Raw genomic sequence first — 9,482 nt, 5'->3', positions numbered from 1 at the left:
GTCCCCGAGCTGCCCCCGGACACCCGCTGGCACCCGGTGAATTCCCTGCCGCCGATGGCGTTCGACCACGGCACCATGGTGGAGCACGCCCGGACCAGGCTGGTCGCGAAGATGTCCTACACCAACATCGGATTTGCCCTGGCGCCAAGGGAATTCGCGCTTTCGACGCTGCGCGACATCTACGGCGCCGCGCTGGGTTACCAGGTCGACGCGACGAACCTGCAGCGCGTGCTGGCCCGGCGCGGCGTCATCAGCCAGACCGGCACCATCGCGCAGTCCGGGCGCAGCGGCGGACGCCCGGCAGCGCTCTACCACTTCACCGATTCCCGGCTGCGGGTCACCGACGAATTCGCCGCGTTCCGGCCGCCCGGCCAGCTTTGAACGGCTTTGCCTCGACACGCCGGTAGATTGGGCGGCAACACCTTCGCCGCTGAGCTGCAGAGACCGACGAGAACCGGCTCACAAGGCGGCGATTACGTTTTGGCCACCACCCGTTCATGCGCGAGAATGCCGAGTGGCCAAGAAGGGATCGACGGATGGTTGAGCTCGGCAATCTGGCAGGGACGCACGGCGCGCAGTGGATCGCAAAGCCGCCGCACGAGGAACTGCGGCGCAAGGTGCGGCCCCTGCTGCCCTCGGACGACCCGTTCTACCAGCCCCCGCCCGGCTTCCAGCACGCCGAACCCGGAACGGTGCTGCGCTCGCGCGAGGTCGAGCTGGCGTTCCTGGGCCTGATCCCGCAGCCCGTCACGGCCGTGCAGTTGCTCTACCGGACGATGGACATGAACGGCCAGCCCGAGGCGACCGTGACCACCGTGATCGTCCCGGCGAAGCTGGCTCCGGGGCAGACGTGCCCGCTGCTGTCCTATCAATGCGCCATCGACGCGATGGCCTCGCGCTGCTTCCCGTCCTATGCGCTGCGGCGCAGGGCGAAGGCGCTCGGATCGTTGAGCCAGCTGGAGTTTCTGCTGATCAACGCCGCCGTCGCCGAGGGCTGGGCCGTCTCGATCCCCGACCACGAAGGCATCCACGGTTCGTGGGGCGCGCCCTATGAGCCCGGCTACCGCGTCCTGGACGGGATCCGCGCCGCGCTGGGCTTCGAGCGGCTCGCATTGTCGCCGTCGGCCCCCATCGGGCTGTGGGGATACTCCGGCGGCGGCCTGGCCAGCGCCTGGGCCGCCGAGGTGTGCGCCGACTACGCGCCGGACCTGAACATCGTCGGGGCGGTGCTCGGATCGCCGGTCGGCGATCTCGGCCACACGTTCCGCAGGCTGAACGGGGGCTTCCTCGCCGGCCTGCCCGCGCTGGTGGTGGCCGCGCTCGCCCACATCTACCCCGACCTCGAGCGCGTCATCAACGAGCACACCAACGAGGAGGGCCGCGCGCTGCTGGACTCGCTGGAGACGATGACGACCATTGAAGCGGTGCTGCGGATGGCCGGCAAGAACATGGGCGACTACCTCGACGAGCCGCTGGAAGACATCCTGTCGACGCCCGAGATCATGCACGTGTTCGAGAGCATCAAGCTGGGCGCGGCGGTGCCGACGCCGCCGGTGTTGATCGTGCAGGCGGTGCACGACTACCTGATCGACGTGCACGACATCGACGCGCTCGCCGACGCCTACTCGGCCGGCGGCGCCCGGGTCACCTACCACCGCGACGCGTTCAACGAGCACCTGTGCCTGCATCCGCTGTCCGCCCCGATGACCCTGCGCTGGCTCACCGACCGGTTCGACGGCCGGCCGCTGACCGAGCACCTGATCAGGACCACGTGGCCGACGATGTTCAACCCGATGACCTACGTCGGCATGGCGCGGCTGGTCAAGATCGCGGCCAAGGTCATCACGGGGCGCAAGGTCCCGCACCGTCCGCTATGAAATGGCGGCTTCCGGGGCCTCCGGCTCCATCGGCAGCGCGGTAGCCGGCCGGGCAACCACGGGCAGTCCGCCCAGGTCGTCGCGCGCGTCGGCGGCCGCCATCAGCGCGTACACCAGCGCCGCGATGCCGGCGGGCCACATCAGGGTCAGCGCGACCTGCAGCGGCTTCTGTGCGAAGAACACCGGCGGCGCCTGGATGAGGTAGGCCACCGCCGGGCTTCCGAACAGGGGCACCGCGTCGAAGTTCACGGCGCCGTAGCGCAACCGGACCAGCAAGACGCCCGTCGCCGCGGCGACCGCCGCGGCGGCCACCATGCCCAGCGACAGCGCCAGCACCATCGCGGGCCCGCGGTGTTTGCGCCACTGCCACACCAGCGCCGTGCCCACCACCGCGAGCACGGTCAACAGGCCCAGCATCAGGCAGGGCGCGTTGAAGAAGTGCTGGGATTCGGTGCCCAGATAGTCGTGCACCCGCTCGCCCGCGCGGGTGATCGCGACCACCGCGTGGATCGGCGGGGCGATCCACGCCCACAGCGCGCCGATCACCACGCCGGTCGCCGTCACTCCCAGCGTCGCGACACCGATCGCCCGCCTGCGCACCGCGCGGGGAACGCCCGTGCGCTCGAACGTCTCGGGGCCGGCCTGCTCGGTCACCGCCGGGCCTCCAGGTCCGCTGAGTCGACCTGCCCGTGCCGCGAGCACTGGGCGCGCCAGCCGTCGGGCCGGACCTGGACGATCATCCGTCGTCCGCAGTCCGCGCAGAACCGCGGCGGCTCGAGGCCCAATTGGGCGGCCGTCGGCACGGCGGTGCCGCCCAATTCCCCGGTGTAGACGTTGTAGACGCCGGCACCGACCGGAGCGCCCAGATCGCGAACCACAGTCTCCAAGTCTCTTACAGAGTGGCGTTGAGCGCTTTGATCGGCATCTGCAGGTCGTCGAGCAGCTCCAGGTCGGCCTCGGCCGGGCGACCAAGCGTGGTCAGGTAGTTCCCGACGATCACCGCGTTGATGCCACCCAGGATGCCCTGCTTGGCGCCGAGGTCGCCCAGGGTGATCTCGCGGCCCCCGGCGAAGCGCAGCATGGTGCGCGGCAGGGCCAGCCGGAACGCGGCCACCGACTTCAGCGCCTCGGCGACGGGCATGACCTCGAGATCGCCGAACGGGGTGCCCGGCCGCGGGTTGAGGAAGTTCAGCGGTACCTCGTCGGGCCCGAGTTCGGCCAGGTCGGCGGCGAACTCCGCGCGTTGCTCCAGGGTCTCGCCCATGCCGAGGATGCCGCCGCAACACACCTCCATGCCGGCGTCGCGCACCATCGACAGCGTCTGCCAGCGCTCCTCCCACGTGTGGGTGGTCACGACGTTGGTGAAGAACGACCGGGCGGTTTCGAGGTTGTGGTTGTAGCGGTGCACCCCCATCGCCGCGAGCTGCTCCACCTGCTCGGCCGTCAGCATCCCCAGCGAGCAGGCGATGTTGATCTCCACCTCGTTGCGGATGGCCTCGATGCCGGCCGCGACCTGCGCCATCAGCCGCTCGTCGGGCCCGCGCACCGCGGCGACGATGCAGAACTCGGTGGCGCCGGACTTCGCGGTCTGTTTGGCCGCCTCGACCAGGCTGGGGATGTCCAGCCGCGCGCTGCGCACCGGCGACGAGAACAGCCCCGACTGCGAGCAGAAATGGCAGTCCTCCGGGCATCCGCCGGTTTTCAGGCTGATGATGCCCTCGACCTCGACCTCGGGCCCGCACCAGCGCATCCGCACCTCGTGGGCCAGCGCCAGCAGGTCATCGAGCCGCTCGTCGGGCAGCTGCAGCACCTGTAGCACCTGGTCCCGGCCGAGTCCCTCGCCGCCTTCCAGCACCTGCCGGCGGGCCACCGCGAGAATGTCGTCGTTCGCGTCGCCGGCGTCGGTCGTGGGCCGAGTTGCCGCTTGAGTCACCAGGTACTCCCCTGCATCCTTTTCCGTGCGCGCCCAGTCGCACGTGCCATCGCCGGCAGCCTGAATAAATTCGGTGTTCAAAGTAGGGTAACGGCCGCAGAAGATGGGGGCCGCCGGGGTATGCCTGCACCATGACCGTTTGGGAGACCGCTCCGCACGTCGAATACCTGGCCCACCACATGCTGCTGCTGGCCATCCCGGCGTTCTTGCCGGCGGTCCTCGTCGTCGCGGTGATCCTGTACGTCGCGCTGAAAGACCGGCGCAACGGCGGCAAAGCCCAGCAGCCGGCCCCGCGCGGCGACGAGGCCGATCAAAAGGGTGATTGACGGGCGGTGGATCGGGGCATTCCGGTTCCTGCGAGTTGGATCACACCTCGCGAGGTCGGGCGTGTTGGGAGGGTTTGACGATGAGATCGGCGGATCTGACTGTTGTTGCCGAGGCACCGGCGCGCGGTGCGGGGCTGAACCAGGTGATCGGCCTGTCGATCGCCGCGGTGGTGATCGCCGCGGTCATGCTCTGGGTCGGGCATGCCCATCGCACCCATCGCATCGAGTGGCTGACCAGGTTCGCGGACAAGATGGGCGAGAAGTTCCACCGTCCCAACTGGGTGGCCCTACCGGTGCTGGTGTTCACCACCTCGATCATCTGCGCGCTGTTCGGGTTCATCTGGGACGTCAGCTGGCACATCGGCAACGGCCGCGACCCCGGCCCGTTGGCCAACCCGGCGCACTACTTCATCATCATCGGCCTGTTCGGGATCTTCGTGGCGGGCATGCTGTCGATCGTGCTGCCGTTCGACAAGCCCGGACCGGCGGCGGTGCGCATCACGAGTAACTGGTATGCGCCGGTCGGCGGCGTGCTGATGGCCTCCTGCGGGCTGTACGCGATGATCGGGTTTCCGCTCGACGACATCTGGCACCGCATCTTCGGCCAAGACGTAACCCTCTGGGGCCCAACACATTTGATGATGATCGGTGGCGCTTGCTTTTCCCTGTTCGCGGTGCTGATGCTGGAACGTGAGGGCGAGGTCCGCGAGGGCGAGCAGGTTTACCACGGCCCGTTCATCAAATTCCTGCGCTACCTGTCCTTCGGCGGGATGTTCATCGGCCTGTCCGTCTATCAGATCGAATTCGACTTCGGCGTCCCGCAATTCCGGCTGGTGCTACAGCCGATGCTGATCGCCGCGGCGGCCGCGCTGGCGGCGGTGGCCGCCCGCATAACGATGGGACGCGGCGGCGCGGTGATCGCGGCCCTGTTCGCCATCGCGCTGCGCGGCGCGGTCGCGGTGCTGGTCGGACCCGTGCTGGGCGCCCCGACCAACTGGTTCCCGCTGTACCTGGGCCCCGCGCTGGTCGTCGAGGTGGTGGCGTTGACCCCACTGTTCAAGCGCCCCATCGCCTTTGGCGCCGTGTCCGGCCTCGCCGTCGGGACCGTCGGGCTCTGGCTGGAGTCGCTGTGGATCGGGGCGGTGTACCACTACCCCTGGCCGATGCGGATGTGGGGCGAGGCGCTGGCGATGTCGGTGCCCGTCGCGCTGCTGACCGGGGTCTGCGGGGCGCTGTTCGGCATGGTGCTCACCGGCCAGCGCCTCCCGGGCCGACGGGTCGGCATCGTCGCCGTGGCGCTGACCGTACTGGTGATCGGTGGCGCGGTGGCCAACGGGTTGCACATCCTGGTGCCGCGGCAGAACACCGCCACCGTCAACTTGACGGACCTGCCCAGCCCGCCCGGGCAGCGCATGGTGTCGGCCGATGTCCAGCTGACGCCGCCGTTCGTCAGCGACCACCCGGAGTGGCTGACCATCCTGTCCTGGCAGGGGCGGATGGAAAACCACCGCGGCCTGACGATCGACCGGCTCGCCAAGGTGGGACCCGGGCACTACCGGTCCACCCAGCCGGTCCCGGTGTGGGGGGAATGGAAGACGCTGCTGCGGGTCCAGGACGGCCGCACGATGACGGCCGTGCCCATCTGGGAGCCGGCTGACGACGCCATCCCGGCGCCCGAGGTCCCCGCGCTGGCGTCGACCACCAGGCCGTTCGTCCTGGAGGTCACGATCCTGCAGCGCGAACGTGACCAGGGCGCGCCGACCTGGTTGTTCACCGCCGGCGGGATCGTGGTGCTGATCCTGAGCCTGATGGTGATCAGCGCGTTGACGTGGGGCGCGGGTCGGCTCAACAACGCCCAGGAGTCACCCGAGCCGGTCGAGGAGAAGCAGCCCCTGCCGGGCGCCCCCAGAGCGGCCTGACGCGATGACGGTTCGGAGCTGCCCCGTCTGGGTGGCCGCGCTGGTGTGGGCGCTGGTCGCCTGCGGCGGTTCACAAAACCAGCCCCCCGGCGCCGCCCCGGTCGTCGACGTGACGATCGCCAAGGGGCAGGTCAACCCGACCAACGCCACCCTGCTCGCCAAGGTGCACCAGCAGATCACCATCCGCGTCAGCAGCGACACCACCGATGAGTTGCACGTGCACTCCACCCCCGACCACAAGTTCCAGGTCGCGGCCGCGCCCAACCAAACGTTCCAGTTCAGCGTCGACGTGCCTGGCAACGTCGAGGTCGAGCTGCATCACCTGGACCGGACGATCGCGACCATCCAAGTGCAACCGTGAGCGACCGTGGCGCGACGGTGCTGCTCGCGCACGGTCTGGGCGGGTCCGGCGACCTCCCGGTGCCGTACCTGTACGCGATGGTCGGGGCGGCATGGGCGCTGACGTTCACCTTCGCGCTGGTCGCGTTCGCCTGGCGGCGCCCGCGGTTTGACCCGGACAAGCCCGGCCACCCGTTGCCGGCCGCGCTGACGGCCTTCGTCGATGCCCGCGCGACCCGCGGGGCGGCCGCCGGGCTGGCGTTGCTGTTCGCGGTGTGGGTGGTGCTGGCCGGGGTGTGCGGACCGCAATCGGAGTCCAACGCGCTGCTCGGGGCGTTCTACGTGCTGCTGTGGGTCGGGCTGGTGGCGCTGTCGCTGGCGTTCGGGCCGGTCTGGCGGGTGATCTCCCCGGTGCGCACGGTGTATGTGCTGCTGCGGCGCGTCACGCCGGAGCGCCTGGGCCGGCCGCGGCGGTCCTATCCCGAGGGCTGGGGATATCGGCCCGCCGCCGTGGGACTGTTCGCGTTCGTGTGGATGGAACTGGCCAGCCCGAACTCAGCGTCACTGCCGCTGGTCAAGGCGTGGCTGCTGAGCTACGCAGTCCTGATGCTCGGCGGCGCGTGGCTGTGCGGGCAGCGCTGGCTGGCCCGGGCCGACCCGTTCGGCGTGTACAGCATGGCGGTGTCGCGCCTGTGTCCGTTTCGCCGCGACCCGGACAGCGGTCGAATCGTCGTGGGCAACCCGCTCGACCACCTGCCGTCGCTGCCCGTGCGCCCCGGCGTGGTCGTGCTGCTGGCGATGCTGCTCGGGTCGACGGCCTTCGACAGCTTCTCCTCGTCGCCCACGTGGCGGGAGTTCGCGGACCGGATTTCGCGCGGCTTCGGCCTGTCGCCGACGCTGGCGTCGTCAATGCTGCGGACGTTCGGGCTGATCGTGTTCATTTCCGTTGTGGCGGTGACCTTTTCGCTTGCCGCGCGTGCCACCGGCGGCGTCGACCGCGAGCAGCGCCGCGCCCTGCCGGGCCGGATGGCGCATTCGCTGATCCCGATCGTGGTGGGCTACATCTTCGCGCACTATCTGAGCTACCTCGTCGAGCGCGGGCAGCAGGCGGTCGCGGCGCTGGCCGATCCGTTCGGCCGCGGCTGGAACCCGTTGGGGTTGGCGCACTTTCACGTCGCCTACGTGCTGTCCACCCATCCCCCGGTGCTCGCCGGGATCAAGGTGGCGTGCGTGGTCACCGGGCACATCGTGGCGGTGGTCGCCGCCCACGACAAGGCGCTGCGCTTGCTGCCGGCGGGCCATCAGCTCACCGGGCAGCTCACCATGATGCTGGTGATGGTGGGCTACACCTTCACCGGCCTGTATCTGCTGTTCGGCGGTTAACCGGCTCAATCAGGTCCGGCGGCCTAGGTCAAACACCCAATGAGCAGCTGAATCGGCGTACCATGTGCTCACCTCGAAGAGAACGGCACCCTTCGCCGCCTTTTCCAAAACCTGTTGGGAGTAGGCGATGTCGTTCGTGATCGCAACGCCGGACGTGATGCTGGCGGCCGCAAGGGACTTGACGGGCATCGGCTCGACGATCAGCGCGGCCAATGCGGCGGCCGCGGCCCCGACGACTGGCATGCTGGCCGCGGCCACCGATGAGGTGTCGACGGCCATCACCGCGGTGTTCGGCGCGCACGGGCGGGAGTTTCAGGCCGTCGGCGCCCAGCTGGAGGCCTTTCACGACCAGTTTGTCCACAGCTTGACCACCGCGGGGAGCATGTATTCCGGTGCCGAGGCCGCCAACGCGTCGCCCCTGCAGACCGTGGAGCAGCAGGCGTTGAACGCCGTGAACGCGCCCACGCAGGCACTGCTGGGGCGCCCGCTGATCGGCAACGGCGCCAACGGGACGGCGCCGGGCCAGGCCGGCGGCGCGGGCGGGCTCTTATTCGGCAACGGCGGTAACGGAGCGCCCGGCGGGGCCGGCCAGCCCGGCGGCAACGGCGGGTCCGCCGCGTTTCTCGGCAATGGCGGCTTGGGCGGCGCCGGTGGAAGCGGCGCGCCCGGCGGTGCGGGCGGCAACGCCGGGTTGGTGTACGGCAATGGCGGGGCCGGCGGTGCAGGCGGGGCCGCCACGATCGCCGGGGGCAACGGCGGCCACGGCGGCGCCGGCGGCGACGCCGGGCTGTTCGGCGAGGGCGGCGCCGGCGGCGCCGGCGGCCAAGGCGCGACCGGCACCACCGGCAATCCTCAGCCCGCTCCCCCGGCCGGCCAGGCGGGCAACGGCGCCGACGGCAGCCCGAACGCCCAAACTCCTGGGACCGACGGGCAGACCGGCGTTCCGGGTGCCGTCTCCGGCGAGACCGGCGGCAACGGCGGCAACGGCGGCAGCAGCGGCGGTGGTGCCACGGCCGTTACCCAGGGCGGCACCGGTGGTGCGGGCGGAACCGGCGGCCTCGGCGCACCCGGCGGCACCGGGGGCGACGGGGGCCAGGCCACCTCCAGCGGCGGCCAGGCAATGGGAGGCGCCGGTGGCACCGGCGGGACCGGCGGCGCCGGTGCGCCGGGCGGCGACGGCGGTGGCGGGGGAGGCGCCGGCGCCGTCCCCTTCGGCTCCGCAAAGGAGGTTCTTGGCGGCATCGGCGGTGATGGCGGAACCGGCGGAATCGGTGCCGCCGGCGGCAACGGAGGAACCGGCGGCTTCGCGTCAGCCCCCGGCCTAGCCATCAACGCCGCCGGTAGCGGAGGCAACGGTGGCACCGGCGGTGTCGGCGCGGGCGGTGGCGCCGGCGGCCATGGCGGCGCCGGCGGCGCCGGCGGCCATGGCGGGCTACTCGTCGGCGACGGCGGTCACGGCGGCATCGGAGGCGGCGCGGGCGGCGGCGGCGCCGGCGCTTTGGGTGGCGCCGGCGGAAACGGCGGCGACGGGGGCACCTCGAACGTGACCAACGGCAACGGCGGCACCGGCGGCACCGGAGGTGTCGGCGGCGACGGCGGCGACGGCGGCAGCGGCGGCAATGGCGGCGCGGGTGGCGCGGGTGGACTATTCGGCAATGCGGGTGGCTACGGATCCGGCGGCGCGGCGGGTAACGGCGGGGCCGCC

At 70.9% G+C, this 9,482-nt stretch carries 9 protein-coding genes and 1 pseudogene; 7 read left to right on the top strand and 3 right to left on the bottom strand.

Annotated features, from left to right (window positions below; all coding sequences use genetic code 11):
- Nucleotides 1–381 (top strand): annotated as a pseudogene (locus A5787_RS24630) (NUDIX hydrolase); the annotation flags it as partial.
- A gap of 155 nt (nt 382–536) precedes the next feature.
- Entirely contained in the window at nt 537–1,877 is a 1,341-nt protein-coding gene (locus A5787_RS24625) for a lipase family protein (protein WP_066971968.1), read from the top strand.
- Here A5787_RS24625 and A5787_RS24620 read toward each other — a convergent pair.
- From A5787_RS24620 to bioB, 3 genes are read right to left on the bottom strand one after another with little or no spacing between them, the layout of a single operon-like run.
- Nucleotides 1,872–2,531, bottom strand: coding sequence for a DUF2567 domain-containing protein (locus A5787_RS24620; protein ID WP_066971962.1), 660 nt, complete (start codon nt 2,529–2,531; stop codon nt 1,872–1,874). The two genes, A5787_RS24625 and A5787_RS24620, sit on opposite strands and share 6 nt — an antisense overlap.
- Nucleotides 2,528–2,755, bottom strand: a complete 228-nt coding sequence (locus A5787_RS24615; RefSeq protein ID WP_066971976.1) for a hypothetical protein — start codon at nt 2,753–2,755, stop codon at nt 2,528–2,530. Before A5787_RS24615 ends, A5787_RS24620 begins: the two co-directional genes overlap by 4 nt.
- A gap of 14 nt (nt 2,756–2,769) precedes the next feature.
- The gene (gene bioB / locus A5787_RS24610; RefSeq protein WP_066971971.1) at nt 2,770–3,810 is read right to left on the bottom strand and encodes a biotin synthase BioB; all 1,041 of its coding nucleotides are present in this window, start codon (nt 3,808–3,810) and stop codon (nt 2,770–2,772) included.
- Nucleotides 3,811–3,941: 131 nt separating this feature from the next.
- Between bioB and A5787_RS24605 the strand changes: the two genes are divergently transcribed.
- The 5 genes from A5787_RS24605 to A5787_RS24585 form a co-directional block, all read left to right on the top strand.
- Nucleotides 3,942–4,136, top strand: a complete 195-nt coding sequence (locus tag A5787_RS24605; RefSeq protein WP_066971960.1) for a hypothetical protein — start codon at nt 3,942–3,944, stop codon at nt 4,134–4,136.
- An 80-nt stretch (nt 4,137–4,216) separates the two neighbouring features.
- Complete coding sequence (locus tag A5787_RS24600; RefSeq protein WP_066971958.1) at nt 4,217–6,055, top strand: hypothetical protein; 1,839 nt, start codon at nt 4,217–4,219, stop codon at nt 6,053–6,055.
- A gap of 4 nt (nt 6,056–6,059) precedes the next feature.
- Complete coding sequence (locus A5787_RS24595; protein ID WP_066971957.1) at nt 6,060–6,416, top strand: hypothetical protein; 357 nt, start codon at nt 6,060–6,062, stop codon at nt 6,414–6,416.
- Complete coding sequence (locus A5787_RS24590) at nt 6,413–7,777, top strand: hypothetical protein (RefSeq protein ID WP_066971955.1); 1,365 nt, start codon at nt 6,413–6,415, stop codon at nt 7,775–7,777. The genes A5787_RS24595 and A5787_RS24590 overlap by 4 nt, the downstream gene beginning before the upstream one ends.
- A 127-nt stretch (nt 7,778–7,904) precedes the next feature.
- Nucleotides 7,905–9,482 (top strand): PE family protein (locus A5787_RS24585; RefSeq protein WP_066971952.1); only part of this gene is annotated, 1,578 nt, incomplete at its 3' end.

The organism is Mycobacterium sp. 852002-50816_SCH5313054-b (genome assembly GCF_001667185.1).
Classification (GTDB): Bacteria; Actinomycetota; Actinomycetes; order Mycobacteriales; family Mycobacteriaceae; genus Mycobacterium.
The sequence above is the reverse complement of the archived record's forward strand: the minus strand, read 5'-3'. Positions and strand labels throughout refer to the sequence as shown.

Coding starts and splice junctions, on each gene's coding strand:
- A5787_RS24625 (WP_066971968.1), top strand. CDS start 537: ATGGTTGAGCTCGGCAATCTGGCAGGGACGCACGGCGCGCAGTGGATC.
- A5787_RS24605 (WP_066971960.1), top strand. CDS start 3,942: ATGACCGTTTGGGAGACCGCTCCGCACGTCGAATACCTGGCCCACCAC.
- A5787_RS24600 (WP_066971958.1), top strand. CDS start 4,217: ATGAGATCGGCGGATCTGACTGTTGTTGCCGAGGCACCGGCGCGCGGT.
- A5787_RS24595 (WP_066971957.1), top strand. CDS start 6,060: ATGACGGTTCGGAGCTGCCCCGTCTGGGTGGCCGCGCTGGTGTGGGCG.